Below are 20,706 nucleotides of genomic sequence, written 5' to 3'. Positions count from 1 at the left end.
GGAGATTGCAGATGAATAGTTTTGCGCAACCGCTCAAGAGCAACGCCCCGCTGATCAACCGCGACCGCCTGTGGCAATCGCTGATGGACCTGGCCCAACTGGGCGCCACGGTAAAAGGCGGCGTGTGCCGCCTGGCCCTCACCGACCTCGACCGCCAGGCCCGCGACCTGTTTGTGCAATGGTGCGAGGCCGCCGGGTGCAGCGTCAGCGTTGACGCCATCGGCAACATCTTTGCGCGCCGTGCCGGGCGCAATCCGGCCCTGCCCCCGGTGATGACCGGCAGCCATATCGACACCCAACCCACCGGCGGCAAGTTCGACGGGTGCTACGGGGTAATGGCGGGACTGGAAGTCATCCGCACCCTGAATGATTTGAAGATTGAAACCGAAGCGCCGATCGAAGTGGTGGTGTGGACCAACGAAGAAGGCTCGCGTTTTCCGCCGTGCATGATGGGGTCCGGGGTGTTTGCCGGTAAGTTCGATTTGCAGGACACCCTCGACAAGCTCGATGACCAGGGCCTGTCAGTCGGCGCCGAATTGCAGCGCATCGGATACGCCGGCTCCCGCGCCGTGCTCGGCCACCCGGTCGGTGCCTACTTCGAAGCGCATATCGAACAAGGCCCGGTACTGGAAGACCAGGCCACCACCATCGGCGTGGTCATGGGTTGCCTGGGCCAAAAATGGTTCGACCTGACCTTCACCGGCGTCGAGGCCCACGCCGGCCCGACGCCGATGCACCTGCGCAAGGACGCCCTGGTCGGCGCCGCCGAGGTGGTCAGCGCAGTCAACCGCATCGCCCATCAACAGCAGCCCCACGCCTGCGGCACGGTGGGTTGCCTGAGCCTGCACCCCGGTTCGCGCAACGTGATTCCCGGCCAGGTGCACATGACCCTCGACCTGCGCCACCTGCACGCGGACACGCTGCAAGCCATGGTCGATGAAGTGCGCGGCGTGATCGAAGCCACGGCCGCCAGGCACGGGTTGACGTTCGAACTGACCCCCACCGCCGACTTCCCGCCGCTGGACTTCGCCCCGGCCTGCGTCAACGCCGTGCGTGAAGGCGCCGAGGCCTTGGGCTTGAGCCATATGGACATCGTCAGCGGCGCCGGGCACGACGCGATTTTTGTCGCGGAGCTGGGCCCGGCCGGGATGATTTTCGTGCCGTGCGAAGGCGGTATCAGCCATAACGAAATCGAAAACGCCGCGCCGGACGACCTGGCGGCGGGCTGCGCGGTATTACTGCGGGCCATGGTTAATGCAGCCCAGGGGGAAATCGCATGAGTGAGATCGGCCAACTGACGGCAGTGCAACTGCTGCAGCATTTTCGCGACAAGACCTTGTCGCCGGTGGAGGTCACCGAAGACGCCTTGCTGCGGATCGAACGCTATAACCCGGTGGTGAATGCCTACTGCCACGTGGACCCGGAAGGCGCGCTGAACGCCGCGCGCGCGTCGGAACAACACTGGCTTAACGGCCAACCCTGCGGCGCGCTGGACGGTGTGCCGGCGTCGATCAAAGACCTGACGCTGACCGTCGGCATGCCAACCCGCAAGGGCTCGCGCACCACATCGGCCGAAGGCCCGTGGGACGTCGACGCCCCGTTCACAGCCTTTATGCGCAAGGCCGGCGCGGTGCTGCTGGGCAAGACCACCACCCCGGAATTCGGCTGGAAAGGCGTCACCGACAACCCGCTGTACGGCATCACCCGCAACCCCTGGGACACCCGCACCACGGCGGGCGGCTCGTCCGGCGGCGCAGGGGCAGCGGCGGCGTTGAACCTCGGCGTGTTGCACCAGGGCAGCGATGCGGGCGGTTCGATCCGGATTCCCTGTGCATTCACCGGCACCTTCGGGATCAAGCCGACCTTCGGTTATGTGCCGCAATGGCCGGCCAGCTCCATGACCATCCTCTCGCACCTGGGGCCGATGACCCGCACGGTGGAAGACAGCGTATTGATGCTGCAAACCATCGCCCAGCCGGACGCGCGCGATGGCTTGATCGGCGCGCCACGCACCACACCGTGGCTGTCGGGCGCAGCGGATTTGAAAGGCTTGCGCGTGGCCTACAGCCCCAACTTCGGTTACGTGGATGTCGACCCGCAGGTGGCCAAGGTGGTCGCCCAGGCGGTGCAAGGCCTGGTGCAACTGGGCGCGCAGGTCGAGCAGATCGACCCGGGTTTCAGTGACCCCCTGGAGGTGTTCAGCACCTTATGGGCAGCCGGCGCGGCACGCCTGACCGGGCCGATGAGCGAGGCACAAAAACAACAGCTGGACCCTGGCCTGCTGCGCATCGCCCAGCGCGGCGAGCGGTTGAGCCTGGATGACTTCAACGCAGCCCTCGAAGCCCGCGCCGCCCTGGTGGCGCGGATGGCAGCGTTCCATGAGCACTACGACGTACTGGTATCGCCGATGATGCCCATCACCGCATTCGACGCCGGTCACGACGTCCCCCCCGGCTCCGGCTTACAGGAATGGACACAGTGGACGCCCTTCACCTACCCCTTCAACCTGACCCAACAGCCGGCGGCATCGGTGCCTTGTGGGTTGGCGGCGAATGGCTTGCCGGTGGGCTTGCATGTAGTCGGCGCGCGGTTTGCCGACGACCAGGTGTTGCGGGTGTGCCACGCCTACGCGAAGGCCTTCCCGACCCAGCACCTCCAAGCCCCACAAACCCCAACCTGAAAGGCACTCCCTGTAGGAGCCGGCTCCTACAGATCTAACCACTCAGGTCGGCTACCAGGCCGCCGTGCTCTTGCTTTTGATCTTGATCTTAGGCGCCCCGTCAAACACGCTGGCCGGAATTCGACAGGGATTTGGGGGGTAAACCGGCAGGGATGCCGGTTTAGCCGCCCCGCGCCATGGATGGCGCGTGGCGGCGGCCCCCCAAATACCTGTCGGATTACGGGCATACCGAGCCTAGGCGAGGTACCGAGTGTTGGGGCAAGAGCCCTTTTGGTTACTTTTGGGGCTCTTTTCCAAAAGTGACCCGCCGTAAGGGCGGAACCCATACCAGCCGTTACCTAAATAACGGATATGTACACAGCACCACCACCATAGCAGCCAATCCCCCTCCCACAGTTTCAACCACATTCCATTACACTGTCCCCCATTCATCCCCGGGGGGCTTCATGGACATCGAACTGGCACGCACCTTCCTCGAAATCACCCGCTGCGGCAGCCTGGCCGCAGCCGCCGAGAAACTGCACGTCACCCAGACCGCCATCACCGCGCGGGTCAAAAGCCTCGAAAGCCAGCTAGGCAGCACACTGTTCATCCGTAACCGCGCCGGCGCCCGGCTGACCGCCGACGGCGAGGCCTTCGTGGTATACGCCAACCAATTGCTGCAAACCTGGGAAGCCGCAAAACGCGACCTGCCGCTGCCCGATGGCTACCGCAACGTGCTGCACATCGGCGGCGAGGTCAGCCTGTGCAACCCGTTGATGCTCGGCTGGGCCCAGGCCCTGCGCCAACACATCCCCGGCCATGCACTGCGTACCGAAGTGCGCGAAGGCGACTACCTGTTGCGCCAGCTGGAACTGGGCGTGCTCGACGCTGCCTTGGTGTTCCAGCCGCAATACTGGCCCGGCTTGCAAGTGGAGCAGGTGCTGGAAGAAAAACTGATCCTGGTGCAACTGGTGAGCAACCCGGCCCCCTACGTGTACATCGACTGGGGGCCGGGCTTTCGCCAGCAGCATGACGCCGCCCTGCCCGACAAGGCCCGCGCCGCGCTGAGTTTCAATCTTGGCCCGTTGGCGCTGCAGTACATCCTGGAGAACGGCGGCGCCGGCTATTTCCGTACCCGCGTGGTGCAAAGCTACCTCGACAGCGGCATGATGCAGCGCGTGCCCAAGGCGCCGGAGTTCAACTTCCCCACGTTTGTGGTGTATTCACGGGCGCGGGATTCGGCGGTATTGCAACAGGCGCTGGTGTTGCTGCGTGAGGTGGTCAAGGCCGAAAGTGACTGGTCGCAGCGCTGGGACCCGCTGATTTGAAGCAACAATATCCGTCGCGCATGCTAGCCTGCGGGTGTTTCCTTTCGCAGCCTTACCGATGAACAAGAAAAAGTCCGTCACCATCAGCGACATCGCCAAACGGGTCGGCATGACCACCATCACGGTGTCCCGCGCACTGAGCAAACCCGACCTGGTCAAGCCGGCCACCCTGGCGCGCATCCTCGAAGTGGCGCGGGAAATGGACTATGTGCCCAATGCCTTCGCGCGTGGGCTCAAACGCAGTGAAAGCCTGATCATCGGCGTGATCACCGCGTCCGTCGACAACCCGTTCTACAGCGAAATGATCAAGGCGATTTCCCGCGAGGCCAAACAGCACGGCTACACCATCATGCTGGTGGACACCGATGAGCTCGAAGAGCTGGAAAGCAAAGCCGTGGATACCCTGTTGGGCTACCGCGTGGCCGGGATCATCCTGTCGCCGGTCTCGGATGAGCCGAGCTACCAGCCCGATTACCTCGAACGCCTGGGCAACGGCAAGACGCCAGTGGTGCTGCTCGATCGCACAATCCACGACAGCCCGTTCAGCCGCGTGGTGCTCGACAACTACCACAGCGGTATCCAGGCCGCGCACTACCTGCTGCGCCAGACGCCCGACCTCAAGCGCCTGCTGGTGCTGACCGGCCCCGAGCACTCGCGCATCACCGTCGAACGCCTCAAGGGCCTGCGCGAAGTGTTGGCCGAACACCCGCAGGTGCAGGTCGAAGTACAGGCCGGCGACTACACGTTGATGCCGTCCTACCTGCACACCCTCGACTACCTGGCCGAACACTCGGCGCCAGACGCGATCATGGGCTTCAACCAGTTGATCACCCTGGGCGCCCTGCGTGCGTTGCGCATGCACAACATTCCCCACGACAGCCTGACCATCTGCGGCATCGACCGCCTGCCCTTCGCCGATATCTTCGGCGTGCCTATCGCCTGTGTGGCCCACGATGCATCCCTGGCCGGCAGCAGCGCGGTACGCCTGCTGCTCGACCGCCTCGAAGACCCGCACAAGCCACGGGACAAGGTGGTGATCGCCGGCCAGTTGGAAAACGGCTAGCGGCTGGTGTAGCCGCCATCGATGGGCAGGCTGACGCCGCTGATCATGCTGGCGGCGCTGCTCAGCAGGAACAGCACCGGCAACGCCACTTCGAGGGTTTCAGCAAAACGCCCCAGTGGAATGGCCGCCAGCGCCGGGTCGCGCTTGGCCGGCTCGGACCAGGCCATGGCCGCCATCGGCGTGAGCGTGATCGTTGGGTTAACGCTGTTAACGCGAATGCCGAAGCGGCCCCACTCGGCGCACTGCACGCGGGTGATCGCATCCAGCGCGGCCTTGGAGGCGCAGTAGCCGAGGTGATCGTCCAGGGCCACCAGTGAGGCCTGGCTGGAGACATTGACGATACTGCCGGCGATGTGTGCTTCGATCATTTTCGCCGCCACCCGGCTGCCGACCTGGGCCGCAGCGCGGGCGTTGACGTGCATCACCTGGTCGAAGGCGTTGGCGCTGATAGCGGCGGCGGGCTCCAGCCGCGAGATGCCGGCGCAATTGACCAGGCCGTGCAGCGGCGGCAGGTCCTTCAAGGCGTTGTCGAGGGCGGCGCTGTCGGCGATGTCCAGGCACAGGGTGTGGCAGCCGAGTTGAGCCAGGGCCTGCGCGTCACGGCCGAGGGCGAAGACGTCGGCGCCGCTGGCGATAAGCTGTTGGGCGATTTCACGGCCGATGCCGCTGCTGGCGCCGGTGACGAGGATGCGCTGGTGGGTGAAGTTGAAAGTGGTGGTCATGATCACTGTTCCATAGGCGATGAAGATCCCGTGTGGGAGCTGGCTTGCCTGCGATAGCGGAGTGTCAGCCAATCCATCTGGTACTGATACACCGCCATCGCAGGCAAGCCAGCTCCAACAGGGGATTGTGTTGAGTCAGTTGGTTTGCAGGTTGTGCATGATCGGTTTCAGGGCCGGATACAGCTTCAGGTACTCGCCGAACGCACGGTCGTACGCCTCGACATTTTCCGCCTTGGGCTCAGCCCGCAACGCCAACTGCACCCAGCCTTTGTCCATCGCCCCATCACTCACCAACCCCACCGTGTGCGCCGCCAGCAACGCCGCGCCCAGCGCCGCTTCCACCTCCTGGACAATGGTGTACACCGGGTACCGCGTGACATCCGCGATAATCTGCATCCACAGGTCCGAATGGCTCGCCCCACCGACAACGATCAAACGTGAGTCCAGGGAATGCGCGCCGCGCGTGCCCGCTTCGATGTTGTGGCGCAAGGCAAAACTCACCCCCTCCAGCACCGCGCGATACAGGTGAATGCGGCTGTGGTAGAGGTTCAAGCCGACAAAGCTGCCACTGGCGCGGTCATCCCACACCGGGCTGCGTTCACCCATCAGGTACGGCAGGAACAACAGGCCATCGCTGCCCGCCGCAATCGTCATCGCGCGCTGCTCCAGCAGCACCAGGCTGTCCTGGCCGGTGGCCTTGGCCTGCTGCTCCTCGGCCTGGCAGAACTGCTCGCGAAACCAGCTCACCGACGCACCGGCCGTGATCGCACCGCCAAAGATGTACAGGTCACGGTGGCCGTTGTAGACGTGGGGCATGCTGACCAAGCCGTGATGGGCGTCCACCTGTTGATTCAGGTAGCCCCAGCACATGCTGGTGCCGATCATTGCCACGTGGTTGCCCGGCTGGGTCACCCCCGCAGCCAACGTGGCCATGGCCGCATCAACGCCACCGGCCAGGATCGGCGTACCCGCCTGCAACCCCAAGCGCGCTGCCCACTTCTCCAGCAACCCGCCTACGACTTCTGCGGAATACACCAGCCGCTCCGGCATCATCGCTTGCGGTATGCCCAGCGCATCGAGCATCTCGGCAGACCAGCCACGCGCCTTTACGTCATAGACACCGCCGATATTGCCGGCGCTGCTATGGTCCACCGCCAGCTCTCCGGTGAGGCACCAGTTGATGTAGCTGTTGGGCGGCAGCAAGTAACGGGTTTTCGCCCACACCTCTGGCTGGTGCTGCTTGAGCCAGAGCATCTTGGTGAAGCCGTAGTAGCTGTCCACCGAGTTGCCGGTGACCGCGAACAGCCGCTCCAGGTCTACGTGCTCGCGTACCCAGGCCACCTGCTCACCGGCGCGGCGGTCCATCCAGATCAGGCACGGGTGCAGCGGTGTGAGCTGCGCATCCACCGCAATCCCCGAACCGCCATACAGGCTGCTGATGCACAGGGCCTTCACGTGATCCTTGGCCACGCCGGCCTTGGCCATGCACTGCGCCACGCACGCCTCGACCGCATCGAGCCAGACCTGCGGCCATTGCTCGGCCCAGCGCACTTTCGGGGTATCCACACGATACCCCTGGCTGTGCTGGGCGATGATCGTGCCATGGGCATCCACCAGCAGCGCCTTGGTACTCTGGGTTCCTATGTCGACCCCCATCACGTAGTTCATGCTCAGACCACCGGCTTCAGCAGCACCTTGATCGATTTGGTCGAGTTGGCCAGCTCGAAGGCTTCGGCCCAATCGTCCAGCGGGAAGTCATGGGTGACGATACCTTTGGAGGTGACCAGGCCGCGCTCGAACAGGTCGATGGCAATGGGGTAGCAATAGGGGCCGAGGTGCGCACCACGTACGTCCAATTCCTTGCGGTCACCGATGATCGACCAGTCGACGCTGGTCTCGGCGCCAAACACGCTGAACTCGACAAAACGCCCGAGCTTGCGGATCAAATCCAGGCCCTGGGTCACGCCGGCCGGCACGCCGGTGGTTTCGATGTAGACGTCGCAGCCATAGTTGTCGGTGAGGCCGTTGATGATCTCGCGGGCGTTGTCGCGCGACGGGTTGATCACCACATCGGCGCCGAATGTCTTCGCCAGCTCCAGGCGCTCATCGACCATGTCGATCACCACCAGTTTCTTCGGGGTTTTCAGCGCGGCGACCTGGACCATGCACAGGCCGAGGGTGCCGGCGCCGGCGATCACCACCACGTCGTCGAGCTGGATATCGCCACGGTTGACGGTGTGGATCGAACACGCCATTGGTTCCACCAGTGCCGAGTCTTCCAGCGACACCGACTCGGGAATTTTGTGCACGATGGCGGTCTTGGGAATGCGCATGTACTGGGCCATGCCGCCTTCGGCGACTTCGCGCTGGAAGCCGAAGATGTTGTGCACTTCGCACATCCAGTACTTGCCGGATTTGCAGAAGCGGCACTTGCCGCAGGGCACGATCTGCTCGGCGATCACCTTGTCGCCTACCGCGACTTCAAAGTGCTCTTCGGCGCCCTCGCCCGCCTCCACCACATAGCCGAAAAACTCGTGCCCCGGCACCACCGGCGCCTTGACCCACGGGTTGTCGCCACCCCAGAACATCGCCGCGCCGGAGTGGCACTTGCAGTCACTGGCGCAAATGCCACAGGCGGCGATGCGGATCACCAGTTCATTGGCGCGCGCCTGGGGTTTGCCGATGCGCTCCAGGCGATAGTCTTTGGGGCCGTGGCAAACGACGGCTTGCATTTGGGTGTGCTTGTCCATGGTGTTAGGTCCTGTCTTGAGTTTATTTATGGCGCTGACGGCTGATGAAAATCGCCAGCAAAATGATCCCGCCCTTGATCACGCTCTGGACGTAGGGCGAAACGCCGAGCATGTTCAGTCCGTTGTTCAATACGCCGAGCAGCATGGCGCCAAGCAAGGTGCCGACGATCACGCCACGCCCACCGGCGATCGACGCACCGCCGAGCACCACGGCGGCAATCGCATCCAGCTCGAACGACACGCCGGCATTCGGCTGGCCGCTCATCAAGCGTGAGGTGAGTACCAGCCCGGCAATCGCCGCCGTCAGGCCGCTGATGCCGTACACCAGCAACTTGAAGCGCGCCGCGCGCACGCCGGACAAGCGCACCGCTTCTTCATTGCCGCCGATGGCGTAGATGTAGCGGCCGATGCGCGTGTGTTGCAGCAGCACATAGGCGGCGGCGTAGGTAATCAGCATGATCAGGATGGGCACTTCGATGCCGAACAGGCTCTGGCGACCAAAGAAGCCAAACCACTCCGGCAACCCGGAAATCGGGTAGCCGTCGGTGTACATCAGGCCCAGGCCGCGGGCGATGCCCATGGTCGCCAGGGTGACGATGATCGGCGGCATGTGCAGGTAGGCGACGAACAGGCCGTTGCCGATGCCGAAGGCCACGCCGATCAACATCCCCGCGCCAATCGCCAGGCCCGGCGGCAGGCCAGCGACCATTAGCCCGGCCGTGAGCGTGCCGGACAACGCCATCACCGGCCCTACCGACAAATCGATGCCGCCCGTGAGGATCACGCAGGTCATGCCCACCGCGATAATCGCGTTGATCGACACCTGGCGGGCAATGTTCGACAGGTTGCTGGCGGTCAGGAAGGTGTCGCTGGCGAGGATCATCACCAGGGTCACCACCACCAGCCCCACGAACGGATAAAAGGCCGGCGAACGCACCAGCCGCGCCAGGTTGAGGCGCAGCCGGCTGTTGTCGCCGGTACTAATGGACGTATTCACTTGAGCCCCCTGTTGCATGGCGCATGACCTCTTGAGGATTGACGGCGGACGCTTCCAGCAGCTTGACGATGGCGCCCTTGTGGAACACGGCAACGCGGTCGCACATGCCGATGATTTCCGGCAATTCGGAGGAAATCATGATGATTGCGTAGCCTTGTTCGGTGAGGTTGCGCATCAGCGCGTAGATCTGCGCCTTGGCCCCCACGTCGATGCCACGGGTGGGTTCGTCGAACACCAACACGTCGCAGTGGTGGTTGATCCAACGGGCGATCACGACCTTTTGCTGGTTGCCGCCACTGAGGTTGAACACCCGGCTTTCACTGCTGGGGGCCTTGATCGACAGTTGTTTCATCAGGCCCTCGACGCTGGCGCATTCGCGGCTTTTGTCGATCAGGCCCGAGGCGTTCTGGTACTTGGGCAGGTTGTTCAGCGAGATGTTTTCGCGAATGCTGAAATCGGTGATCAGCCCTTCGCTCTTGCGGCTTTCCGGCAGCAGGCCGATGCCATGCGCCAGGGCCTGGGCCGGGTCGTCGAGGGTGATTTTTTCACCGCGCAGCCACACGTCTTTGCTCACCGATGGCAGAGCCCCCATCATGCCCAGGGCCAGTTCGGTACGACCGGAACCGACCAGGCCAGCAAAGCCGAGGATCTCGCCCTTGTGCAGCTGGAAGCTGTTGTGAGGACCGTTGCGCACCAGTTGGATGTCCTTGACCTCCAACAAAAGCGGGCCGCGCTCGCTGTTCGGTTTGGGTGGAAAACTGCATTCCAGGCGGCGCCCGACCATCATCTCGACCAGCCGGTCGATATCACTGTCAGCCACATCGGTAACGCCCACATTGCCGCCGTCGCGCAACACGCTGATGCGGTCGCACACCTGGAAAATCTCCTCCAGGTGATGGGAGATGAAAATCACCGCCACGCCCTGGCGCTTGAGCTCGCGCATGATCTCGAACAGCAGCTCGGCCTCGCTGGGCGTCAGCGTCGCGGTGGGTTCATCCAGCACCAACAGGCGCGCATCCAGGGCCAGGGCCTTGGCGATTTCGACAAACTGCTGTTCGGCCACGCTCAGGTGCTTGACCGCGCATTGCAGGTCGATGGTCACGCCGAGGCGCTTGAACAACGCCTCGCTGGCCTCGACCATTTCGCGCTTGCGCAGCAGGCCGAAACGGTTGCTCAGCTCGTGGCCGAGGAAGATATTTTCCACCGCCGTGAGGTAGGGAATCAGGCTGAACTCCTGGAACACAATGCCGATGCCGGCGGCAATCGCATCACGGTAGGTCGCGAATTGCCGGGGCTGGCCGTCGATCAGGATCTGGCCCTCGTCTTGATGCTCGACGCCGCCGAGGATCTTCATCAGCGTCGATTTGCCCGCGCCATTTTCCCCGAGCAAGGCGTGGATCTCGCCGCGCTCGACTTCTAAGTTGATGGACTTGAGGGCCTGTACGCCCGGGTAACGCTTACAGATATTTTCCAGCTTCAGAAGACTGCTCATACCGCCGACCTCGTATTCAGAAGGATGACCTGGGCCCCACGGATTGCGTGGGGCCTGGGTGATTTACCAGCTGAAATCCTTGGCCTTGGCCTGGTCGATCAGGGTGATGTCCACCGGGATGGTGGCCGGCACCTGCGAGCCCCACTTCTTGGCCAGGGCGATGCCCAGGGCAAGGCGAATCTGGTCGCGCGGGTACTGGGCCGAGGTGGCGATGAATTTGCTGCCGGGCTTCTGGATCGCCTTGATGGCTTCGGGCGCGCCGTCGACACTGACCAGCTTCACGTCCAGGCCGCTGGCCTCGATGGCCGAGAGCGCGCCGAGCGAGCCGTTGTCATTCACGCTGAAAATGCCCTTGAGGGTGGGCTGGGCCTGCAGCATGTTCTCGGTGACGGTCAGCGCCTGGTCACGTTCCTGCTTGCCGTTCTGGATGCTGACAATCTTAATGTCCGGGTGCTTGGCCACGGCCTCTTTGCAACCGCGCACACGCTCCAGGATCGGCACCACGGCGATGCCGTCGAGGATCGCGATATTGCCTTTGTCGCCGATGTGCTTGGCCAGGTATTCACAGGCCTGGAAGCCAGCGTCAAAGTTCTTCGAGCCGACGAAGGAGTCCAGCGGGCCGTCGGCCTGGGCGTCCACCGCGACGACCACGACACCGGCGGCGTGGGCAGATTTGACTGCCGATTGCACGCCGACCGAATCAGTGGGGTTGATCAGCAGGATATCGATGCCTTTTTGCAGCATGTCTTCGACGTCACTGACCTGCTTGGACACGTCGTGGCGGGCGTCGGTGATGATCAATTTCGCGCCGATGGTCGCCCCGGCTTCTTCGAGGGCGTTTTTCATGGTGACGAAATAAGGGTTGTTGATTTCCTGGAAGGACGCGCCGATGCGGATCGGCTTGGCAGCGTCGGCGAATGCTGGGGAGACAGTGCCGAGGGTGATGCTTACAGCCAATAAACACAGGGTTTTCGGAAGCATTTTCATGGCGTGGTTCTCTGTTTTGTTTTTATTGTTAGAGCAAATGTTATCGTTAACATTTTGCGAGAAACTAGCAAGGAAATAAGAGGGGCGCAAGGGGCCGCTGGTCGGTCGCGATCAAAATGTGGGAGCGGGCTTGTTCGCGAATGCGGAGGGTCAGCCACCTGATGCCTTGCCTGACACGCCCTCTTCGCGAGCAACCCCGCTCCCACAGGCGTAGTGCGCTGCCTGCAAAAACTCGCACATTCCCCACCACCAACTAAGCTCAGACTCCCATAAAAAAACACCGAGCAACCGGCCATGGACCACCCCACCGAGACCTTCCGCGCCCGTTACCGCGCCACTGTCGCGCCCCACTACAACCCTTGGCTGCACGCCAGTTTCGTGTTCGGCTACGGCATCGTGTGCATCGCCCTGGCCTGGTCATCCACACATCAGATCAGCGCTGTGCAATGGCTGACCGTGCCGCTGACCCTGGTGTTCTTCAACCTCTGCATCTACCTGGTCCACCGCCACCTCGGCCACCATAAACACGGGTTGGCCCGGCTGTTTTATGCGCGCCACACCGGCGACCATCACAGCTTCTTCACCCCTGGCCACATGACCTACGACAGCCCCCGGGATTGGCGGGTGATCCTGTTCCCAGCCTGGCTGATCGTGCTGCACAGCCTGGCAATCACCCTGCCCGCCTGGTGGCTGCTCAAGCACTGGAGCCCCAACGTTGCCGGGCTGTTCGCCGGCTGCATGATCCTCGGTTATTTGCTTTACGAAGTGTTTCACGCCTGCGAGCACCTGCCCGCCGACCATCCGGTGGCGCGCCTGCCGTGGTTGCGCCAGATGCACCAACTGCACGCCCTGCATCACCGCCGGGAGCTGATGCAGGGACGCAATTTCAATATCGTCCTCCCGCTAATGGATTACCTGTTCGGCACCCTGCACTGGGAGCCGCGCACCCACGACAACCAGGAATCGTCATGAGTACCCGTCCAAAAAAACTGCGTCATCTGTTGTTCTTGCTGTTTCTGGCGGTGATCGCCTTTTTGCTGTTGATGCCCACCAAAGTCCAGCCGGTGAACTGGACGCCGCCCAAGGCCCCCTCGATGAAGGACGGCCCCTATGCCGAGAACCAGCGCCTCAAAGGCGTGCAGAAAATCGGCGCCCAGGACATCGCCGGGCCCGAGGCCCTGCTGTTGGATGCCCAGGGCTACCTGATCAGTGGCCTGCATGACGGACGCATCATCCGCACCTCGCCCGACAGCCGCAGCCTGGAAGTGCTGGCCAACACCGGTGGGCGGCCGTTGGGCATGGCGCTGCACCCGGACGGGCGCTTGATCATTGCCGATGGGGTCAAGGGTTTGCTGGCACTGGAGACCGATCGCCAACTGACCACCCTGAGCACCAGCGCCAATGGCGTCGCCCTGGGTTTCACCGATGACGTGACCGTGGACGCCAGCGGGCGTTATGCCTATTTCAGCGACGCCTCGAGCCGCTGGGGTTACGGCCAGGACGGTGAGGCGGTGATTGAGCACGGCGGCGACGGTCGGCTGTTGCGCTATGACTTCAGCAACGGCACCACCGAGGTTTTGCTGGACCAACTGCAATTCGCCAACGGCGTCGCCTTGGGCCCGGATGAACACTACGTGCTGGTGAATGAGACCGGTGCCTATCGCATCAGCCGTTACTGGCTCAAAGGTGAGCACACCGGCACCCATGATCTGTTTATCGATAACCTGCCGGGCCTGCCGGACAACCTCAGCTTCAACGGGCAGGACCGCTTCTGGGTGGCGCTCTACTCGCCGCGCAATCCGCTGCTGGACAGCTTTGCCGGCTACCCTCTGCTACGCAAGGTGATGGTGCGCGCGCTGATGGTGGTGCCCAAGCCCATCGAGCGCAAAGCCTTTGTGCTGGGGCTGGATACCGAGGGCAAGGTCATCGCCAACCTGCAGGATGGCAGTGCCGGCAACTACTCACCCATCACCACCGCGCGCGAGTATGGCGACTGGTTGTACCTGGGTTCATTGAAGAGCACGAGCATGGCGCGATTGCCGTTGGCGCTGGCATTGGCGGGAGAATAGAAAAGGGGCAGCCTCGTCAGGCTGCCCCTCTTCACTGACGCCGTTGTATCAGTGAACGATGTTCTGGGTGCAGATATGCCCGAACGTTACGTAAGGCACATTCTCGCCTCCCACACCCACACCAGGGAACTCATCCAACTCGATACGCCAGCCGCCGAAGTTGAAGGTGGTGTCCCAGGTGTACGTCACACCGGTGCTGCTGTCTGGATACTGCACACGGTACTCGCCAAAGCAGTCACCGATAGCCGCACTGGCCAGGGAGTTACCCGCACTGTTGGTGGTGGCCTTGAAGTCGGTCCAATTGAAATCGGCACCTTCGAAGTGTTTATCGATGCGCAGCACCGGCGTAACGCCCAGCAGCGGTGCACCCGTGGAGTCGGACCAGTTGGTGGTCCAGTTCACTGTACGTGCGGCCTGGGTCGCCATCCAGAATATCGACGCGGGTACCCGCACGACGTTGTCACCCTTCACATCCGACGTGTTCAGCCGCGGCGTGGAGCCGAGGCTCAGTTGGTAGTGCTTGGTCGGGTCCTGAACCACAGCCGGATTGGCCCGCACACGCACCTTCACGGTGGTGCCCGGGGTGACACTCGGGTAGGTCGAGGTCGAGCCAGCAGGAACCGTAACCCAGTTGACGCCATCAAAACGGTCGAAAATCCACTGGTTACGGCTGCCACTCGCGTCACCGGCCAGGTACATGCTCACGCTCTGACCACGGACGGCCTTGAAGTCGAAGTAGTCGACGTCGTTGGCGTTGTCGAGGTTGCCGGTGACCTTGTTCATCGAGTCCGGCAGCACAAAGGCCGTTTGTGGCGTGTCATTAGGCTCGTAGGCATCGATGTTGGTGTCCACCGCCACGCCAAAACTGAACTGCGAATTGTTGGCGACCTTGGCGACCATGTACCAATAGTAATCACCGGCCGGCAGAACACCGTTGAGATAATCATCGGTATTGCCCGCCGCATCAGCGGAGCCCACCACGCTCAAATTGCCCTGGCCGTCGTCCTGGAACAGGGTCAACGACATGTCGGTGCCCGCACTCTGGTTGACCAGTTGCACCTGGACCCGCGCATTCTGTGGGAGGTTGAAGTGGTACGCGAACTCTTCACCCTGGGCCACACCGTTGATGGTGTAGAGGGTGTTGATATCCAAGGTGGGGAACAGCGGTACAAAGTCAGCGACGGCGGCGCTTTTCGGCTCGACTTGGCTCGGCTTTTTCAACTCGCCGACCACGCTGTTGAACGGCGCGGATTTGACCGCCTGGGTAACGGCCTTGGACTGACCGGTCTTGGCCGCCTGGAGTTTTTGCTTGAGGCTGGCCGGCACCTTAGCCGCATCCAGCTTGCCGCCGGATTTGAGCGCTTTGTCCACAGCCTGTTTGACCGCTTCGGCGCTGAGTTTCTGAGGGGTTTGCTCGGCCAGGGCAAAGGCCGAAACGAAGCAGGAGGCCGCCATGGCCGCGCCCAGCATAAAGGCTTTTTTCGATTTCATTTTTTATCCATCCATAGTTAAAAAGTGAAGCTCAGGTGACATCCGGTCACCTGGGATGGAATCTAGGATATAACTGGATGGATGTACAGTATTTTTTTGAAAAAATTTCAATTTCTATGGAATGGGGATGTCACACCACCAGCGCCAGAAGCTCCAGACCGCTGTTGCAATCAACCACATGAACCCAAGGTAATAGGGCCAAACTACCCAGCGCTTAAGCGATATGGGAATGGAAGCCAGTTCCGCCTCAGTCACCACCCCAGCTTTCAGATGGCGCTTTGAATCTGAAAGCATTTCAGCAATCAGCATCATGCGATATTGCCTGTCGATCCAACGGTTTCGGCTCCAAAATCGCTTGTTGCCGCAGACCATTTCGTTTTGGCCGAAGTAACTCTCCACCTCGTCGAGCTTTGTGTATTCGACAAAAAACCCCAGCCCCAAAACGACAAACACTCCTGCAAAATGCACAAGGGTGAAAGCAAAAAAAAACGACACGGTTAAGCTCCCTCCGGCACAAAGATCACATCCCCATTGGCGTCTTGGATCTTTCCACCCAATAAAGCACTTTCATGACTAAGAGCATTACCTACGGTCTGACCACCCGCAGCGCCGCCAATAATTGCGCATGCAAGCTCACCGCGCCCCTTCATCGCAATCCCCAAAAACATGCGACAACCACGAATCGCAAGTTTGGCACCATACTTTCCTCCTACCGCGGCCCCCGACACTCCCCCCACCAACCTCCCCGTCTCCACATACTTCGCCCTTCTACACTGCGCCTCCCTCCCCTCCACACACGCCTCCTTGATCTCCAACCCCGCCACCCCCACATCCAGCGCCAACCCCACATAAGTCCCTTTGCCCAACCACTTCGACATCTGCGCAATCTCCCGCATCCGCTTCGCATACCCCGCAATCTCACCTTTATGCAGATAGCTCTTGGTCGACAGGCCCAACACCTTTTTCAACGACTCATTACCCTGCAACCCCGTCCCCAACCGCGCCGCGCCTTGCAGTTGCACTTCCAGCCGCCGGAACAACGCCTGGCGCTGCTGGATAAACGCTGCCCTGTCCAAAGCACCGTCCTTCAACCGCTGATGCAAGCGCTCGATGTCTTCCAATGTTTGCGCTACTTCATCCAGATGCCGCGCCCAGGCCGACGTCGCACTGCCGATGCCAATCGAGCCCTTCGCCATGAAACTCTGCAGCAAGTCATAGTTGTCGATCACCGCCGTACCGGCCGCTGCACGCCTCTCCAAGTGACGACTTACCTGCTCGGCATGCCGCATCAACCAGGCCTCCTCGACCGAACAATTCAAGCTCTGGTTATCGGGAATAATCACCAGTTGCCCCGGCGCTACCAAGCCGGGGCGCAGGTGCCGGTTCAGCACATCAAAATGAGCGGAACGCTGGCGGCTCAGGGCGCCGCCCATCAGCCGGTTTTTCAAGCTCTGGTAGTCCGTCGCGCGCTCGTTGATAAAGCTCTGCGCCATGCTTCACATCCCTGATGCGATGAAGATGGCGTCGAAATATAAGCAAGCGCCTACGCCCCGGACACACGTCCAGGGGGGGCAATTTACATTTGGGAAGCTGCCTACGCAGCGAAGAAATACGACCTACAGAAACAACCCTAATACCCGGTCATTTCCAGGTAACCCACCCCACCCTCGAACTGCACCGGACCTTCCCAGTACGGGACTCCCAGGTTCATCCAGGCATTCGGGTTGACCGCTTGTGTGGTGATATCCAGCTGCTTGCCGGGGACTTTCAGCGACCAGCGAGTGGGGATCTTGCGCCCTTCAATGGCCGTCGTTTCCAGCGGCGTCAGTTGGATATCCGCGTTGTGCAGGGTCTGGGTCTGGCCCTCGCGATCAATCCAGGTGCCGGTCAGGTAGGACGCGCCGTCGGTTTGCCGCACCCGGAACAGCATCAACTGTTCGCCCCGGTCCAGGTGCAGGGAAAACCAGTCCCAGCCAGTCTGGCTGGCGGTCAGCGGTTGGCTGCTCCACTCGCGGTCGAGCCAGGCCGGGCCGGTGACTTGATACACCTTGCCATCGATGCTGACGCTGCCACTGGCACTGAAAAACGGCTGGCTGTAGTAGTACGACGCCTGGCCCTGGTCGGATTTGCGGCTGTAGCCATTGTCGCCTTGCAGCACCAGTGGACGGCTGGAGGTCAGGTGCAGGTCGTAGGCGAACTGGGCGCCGCTGGCCTTGAGTTGCATGTCCGCCAGGCTGCTGTTGGCGCCGGGGCGGGTGGCGAAATTCCAGTCGTCGATCCAGGCGTTGAACGGCACCGCCTGGGCCCCGGCCTGGCCGACGCCACCGCGCGCATAACGTTCGGCGGCGTAGTGGTGGGTGGCGGACGTCACGGCGGCGTGGCCCAGCCAGATCGTCGAGTCGTGCCAGCCCGCCTGCGTGGGCCCGGCCTTGAGGGCATTGCGAAACAGCGTCCATTGCACGCCGAATACGTTGCCGTGTTCATCCTTGAGATTGGCGGTGACGTACCACCACTCGATCCGAAAGCCGGCGTGGGGGCCATGGTCCTCGGGGAAGCTGAACACCTTGCCAGGCACCACTTGGGCAAAGTCTGCCGCGTCACTGCCCAGGCCGGCGAAGCTCTCCTGTGGCGCGGGGACTTTGTCGCATGCGGCCAATAACAAGCACGTCCACAGCAGGTACTTAATCTTCATTGGCAAACGTCCTCAACAAATCCGCAGGACGGCTGCGGTACAACTGCCACAACGGCCAGGCCGACGCCAGCAAGGTCGCCAGCATCGCCAGCCCGAGCAATTGCGCGAGTTGCCATGGGAACACCTGCAGCGGCAGGCGCCAGCCAAACGCCTGCACATTGATCACCGCATCCAGGCACCAGGCCAGCAGCAGGCCGAGGGGTAACGCCAGGATCAGTGTGAGCACCGCCAGCAGCCAGGTCTGGCCGAGGTTGAGCAGCATCAACTGTCGACGCGTGACACCCAATGCCCACAGTGGCGCGAGTTGGCCGAACCGGCTTTGGCTCTGGGTCAACAGGCTGATAAACAGCGCCACACCGGCTACGCCCAGGGTCAGGCTGTTCAAGGCGGCGGTGGCGGCGAAGGTGCGTTCGAACACCTGGCTCGACCAGCCCTTGAGTTGTTGCTGATCGACGATACGGCTGTCGTCCAGGGCAAAGGCGCGTTGCACCTCGCGCACCAGCGGGGCCACATCCGCCGGCGCGACCCGCAGGTTGAAACGCGCCGGTGACAGCGTCGGCCAGTGCGCCAGCAGGTGTTGGGCATTGACCAGCACATGGCCCTTGGGGTTGCCGTAGTCGGCGTAGACCCCCACCACTTTCGGCGCCCACACACCTTGGGGCGTTGGAATGCTCACGCTATCGCCCAGCCTCACGTCGAGCCGACGCGCCAGTTGTTCGCTGAGCATCAGGGTGTCGCCTTGCTGCAACTGGTCCCACGGTTCAGGGGACGCCTCCAGCAGCGGCCAGTGCTGACGATAGGTCGGGTCGTCGACCACGCCAAACAGGTCCGCCGGCCAGCCTTGCACCTGCACGGCGACCTGCCAGGTGGGCAGCACGGTTTGCACCAACGGTTGCCGCGCCAGCCAGGTGCCGAGTTGCTGCGCCTGGGCCGGGGTTTGTGGGTTGAGATACAACTCGGCGGTGAGGCGTTGCTCCAGCCAGTTGTTGAAGGTGTGACGAAACCCCGAGGTCATCGACCCCGCACCGATGTTCGCCGCCAGGGCCAACAACAGCGCCATCAGGGCCAGGCTCAAGGCTGGCAATTGCTGGCGGCAATCTGCCAGGAACCATTGGCCGAGCACCGAATGGCTGCGCCCCAACACCGCCTTGAGCAGGCCATTGAGCACCACCGGCAACCCCAGGGCGGCGCCGAGCAGCAACGCCGCCATCAGCACAAAGCCGGCAGCCAGGCTGTTGCCCAACCACAGTGCCAGCAGCGCGGTCAGCAGCGCCGCACTGGCCACCCAACCCTGGCGACGCAACCAGCGTCCGTGGGCTTCATGCCACGCCTGGGCGTTGGCCAGCGCCAGCAAGGGCAAGCGCGCCGCCCGCCACAGGCTGCTGGCGCCGGCCAGCAAAGCGCCGAGCAGGCTCAAGCCCAACCCCGCGCCCCACCACCAGGGGCTGAGGCTCAACTGCCCCGGCACCTCGGCGCCATATAACCCGCGCAGGCTGGCGGCCACATCCGGCAGCAACAGGCTGGCCAACAGGTAACCGCTGGCCACACCCAACACGCCGCCCAGCAATGAGAGCACGCCCAGTTCCACGCTGAGGCTGGCGATCAACATCCGCACACTGACGCCACACGCCCGCAGGGTACGCAGCAGTCCACGCCGTTGCTCCAGGGCCAGGCCGATGGCGGCGTGCACGATAAACAGCCCGACCACAAAGGACAGGAAACCCAGCGCATCAAGGTTCAGATGAAAGCTCTCGGTGAGGCGCGCGAGGTTATTGTCCTCGCCCTGCTTGAGTTGCAGCCCGGTGGGCGGTATGGGCTGGGCGGCGGCGAACGCCTTGTCCACCAGCAGGTGCGACAGGCGCCCCGACATCTCCAGCAGCGGCTGGGCAAAACCGATATCGGTGAGCAACAGGCCGGGGGCCATATCTGCTTGGGCTTGCAGCGGCGGCAGTGTGTGACCACTCAGGGCGGTCGGTTGCTGACCTTCGTGCAGGCCCAAAGCCTGCAGGGTTTGCGGCGCGATCCAGGTACGCCCCGGCGGCTCGAAAAACGCCAGCATCTGCGCCTGGCTCAAACGCTGCCCCGCCACCGCACCGCTGCCGGGCAACGATACCGGGTCGATGCCCATCAGTTGCAGGCGCACGTCTGCCTGCCCCGTGAGCTGTACGCGGCCCTGCACCACCGGCGACACCGGCCACCCGGCACGCCGCAATTGGGCAAAGACGGCTTGGTCGACACTGGCCCCGTCCGGCGTACCGAGGCTGGCTTGGGGTTCGCCGCCGATCAGTTGGCTGGCGCGGGCATAGCTGTCACGCGCCTGGCTGTTGAGGGCTTGCACGCCGACCAGCAGCGCAGTGGCCAGCCACAGGCCGGTGAGCACGCTGAAAAATTGCACGGGATGCCGCCGCCAGTGGCTCAGCAACGCGCGCAGGGTCCAATGAAACACCGCCATG

At 62.7% G+C, this 20,706-nt stretch carries 17 protein-coding genes; 6 read left to right on the top strand and 11 right to left on the bottom strand.

All coding sequences use genetic code 11. The features are described 5' to 3' along the window. Positions 1-11: 11 nt before the first annotated feature. The 4 genes from CWC48_RS21200 to CWC48_RS21185 all read left to right on the top strand — a co-directional run bounded on the left by CWC48_RS21200 (position 12) and on the right by CWC48_RS21185 (position 5,053). Positions 12-1,280, top strand: coding sequence for a Zn-dependent hydrolase (locus tag CWC48_RS21200; RefSeq protein ID WP_100490242.1), 1,269 nt, complete (start codon positions 12-14; stop codon positions 1,278-1,280). Continuing rightward, positions 1,277-2,680: an amidase gene (locus CWC48_RS21195; RefSeq protein WP_100490241.1), complete on the top strand. Its 1,404-nt coding sequence runs from the start codon at positions 1,277-1,279 to the stop codon at positions 2,678-2,680. Before CWC48_RS21200 ends, CWC48_RS21195 begins: the two co-directional genes overlap by 4 nt. 446 nt (positions 2,681-3,126) lie before the next feature. Then, the gene (locus CWC48_RS21190) at positions 3,127-3,990 is read left to right on the top strand and encodes a LysR family transcriptional regulator (protein ID WP_100490240.1); all 864 of its coding nucleotides are present in this window, start codon (positions 3,127-3,129) and stop codon (positions 3,988-3,990) included. Between the two features lie 58 nt (positions 3,991-4,048). Then, positions 4,049-5,053, top strand: a complete 1,005-nt coding sequence (locus CWC48_RS21185; protein WP_078049329.1) for a LacI family DNA-binding transcriptional regulator — start codon at positions 4,049-4,051, stop codon at positions 5,051-5,053. Here the strand turns inward: CWC48_RS21185 and CWC48_RS21180 are convergent. The 6 genes from CWC48_RS21180 to CWC48_RS21155 all read right to left on the bottom strand — a co-directional run bounded on the left by CWC48_RS21180 (position 5,050) and on the right by CWC48_RS21155 (position 12,001). Continuing rightward, the gene (locus CWC48_RS21180) at positions 5,050-5,775 is read right to left on the bottom strand and encodes an SDR family oxidoreductase (protein WP_100490239.1); all 726 of its coding nucleotides are present in this window, start codon (positions 5,773-5,775) and stop codon (positions 5,050-5,052) included. The genes CWC48_RS21185 and CWC48_RS21180 overlap by 4 nt on opposite strands. A gap of 135 nt (positions 5,776-5,910) precedes the next feature. Then, the gene (locus CWC48_RS21175) at positions 5,911-7,443 is read right to left on the bottom strand and encodes an FGGY-family carbohydrate kinase (RefSeq protein WP_100490238.1); all 1,533 of its coding nucleotides are present in this window, start codon (positions 7,441-7,443) and stop codon (positions 5,911-5,913) included. Positions 7,444-7,445: 2 nt separating this feature from the next. Next, a complete protein-coding gene (locus tag CWC48_RS21170; RefSeq protein WP_078049332.1) occupies positions 7,446-8,525 on the bottom strand; it encodes an alcohol dehydrogenase catalytic domain-containing protein in 1,080 nt (359 codons plus the stop codon). Between the two features lie 22 nt (positions 8,526-8,547). Next, entirely contained in the window at positions 8,548-9,540 is a 993-nt protein-coding gene (locus tag CWC48_RS21165; RefSeq protein ID WP_078049333.1) for an ABC transporter permease, read from the bottom strand. Next, positions 9,506-11,014 carry a sugar ABC transporter ATP-binding protein gene (locus tag CWC48_RS21160; RefSeq protein ID WP_099492977.1) on the bottom strand — a complete coding sequence of 503 codons (1,509 nt, stop codon included), beginning with the start codon at positions 11,012-11,014 and terminating at the stop codon, positions 9,506-9,508. The genes CWC48_RS21165 and CWC48_RS21160 overlap by 35 nt, the downstream gene beginning before the upstream one ends. A gap of 63 nt (positions 11,015-11,077) precedes the next feature. Then, a complete protein-coding gene (locus tag CWC48_RS21155) occupies positions 11,078-12,001 on the bottom strand; it encodes a substrate-binding domain-containing protein (RefSeq protein WP_099492978.1) in 924 nt (307 codons plus the stop codon). Positions 12,002-12,295: 294 nt separating this feature from the next. On the opposite strand from CWC48_RS21155, the gene CWC48_RS21145 reads away from it, so the two are divergent. Further along, a complete protein-coding gene (locus CWC48_RS21145) occupies positions 12,296-12,973 on the top strand; it encodes a sterol desaturase family protein (protein ID WP_100490237.1) in 678 nt (225 codons plus the stop codon). Further along, positions 12,970-14,070 carry an SMP-30/gluconolactonase/LRE family protein gene (locus CWC48_RS21140; RefSeq protein ID WP_100490236.1) on the top strand — a complete coding sequence of 367 codons (1,101 nt, stop codon included), beginning with the start codon at positions 12,970-12,972 and terminating at the stop codon, positions 14,068-14,070. Before CWC48_RS21145 ends, CWC48_RS21140 begins: the two co-directional genes overlap by 4 nt. A 48-nt stretch (positions 14,071-14,118) precedes the next feature. On the opposite strand, the gene CWC48_RS21135 is transcribed toward CWC48_RS21140, so the two are convergent. The 5 genes from CWC48_RS21135 to CWC48_RS21115 form a co-directional block, all read right to left on the bottom strand. Beyond that, positions 14,119-15,561 carry a hypothetical protein gene (locus CWC48_RS21135; protein WP_100490235.1) on the bottom strand — a complete coding sequence of 481 codons (1,443 nt, stop codon included), beginning with the start codon at positions 15,559-15,561 and terminating at the stop codon, positions 14,119-14,121. Positions 15,562-15,675: 114 nt separating this feature from the next. Next, positions 15,676-16,056 (bottom strand): hypothetical protein, encoded by a 381-nt coding sequence (locus CWC48_RS21130; RefSeq protein ID WP_100490234.1) that lies wholly within the window; start codon positions 16,054-16,056, stop codon positions 15,676-15,678. A gap of 2 nt (positions 16,057-16,058) precedes the next feature. Then, positions 16,059-17,054 (bottom strand): hypothetical protein, encoded by a 996-nt coding sequence (locus tag CWC48_RS21125; protein WP_100490233.1) that lies wholly within the window; start codon positions 17,052-17,054, stop codon positions 16,059-16,061. 137 nt (positions 17,055-17,191) lie between these two features. Beyond that, positions 17,192-18,253 (bottom strand): lipocalin-like domain-containing protein, encoded by a 1,062-nt coding sequence (locus CWC48_RS21120; RefSeq protein ID WP_078049340.1) that lies wholly within the window; start codon positions 18,251-18,253, stop codon positions 17,192-17,194. Next, positions 18,243-20,705, bottom strand: coding sequence for an FtsX-like permease family protein (locus CWC48_RS21115; RefSeq protein ID WP_100490232.1), 2,463 nt, complete (start codon positions 20,703-20,705; stop codon positions 18,243-18,245). Before CWC48_RS21115 ends, CWC48_RS21120 begins: the two co-directional genes overlap by 11 nt. Position 20,706 lies beyond the last annotated feature (1 nt).

This window comes from Pseudomonas sp. S10E 269 (assembly GCF_002798465.1).
GTDB lineage: Bacteria > Pseudomonadota > Gammaproteobacteria > Pseudomonadales > Pseudomonadaceae > Aquipseudomonas > Aquipseudomonas pergaminensis.
The sequence above is the reverse complement of the archived record's forward strand: the minus strand, read 5'-3'. Positions and strand labels throughout refer to the sequence as shown.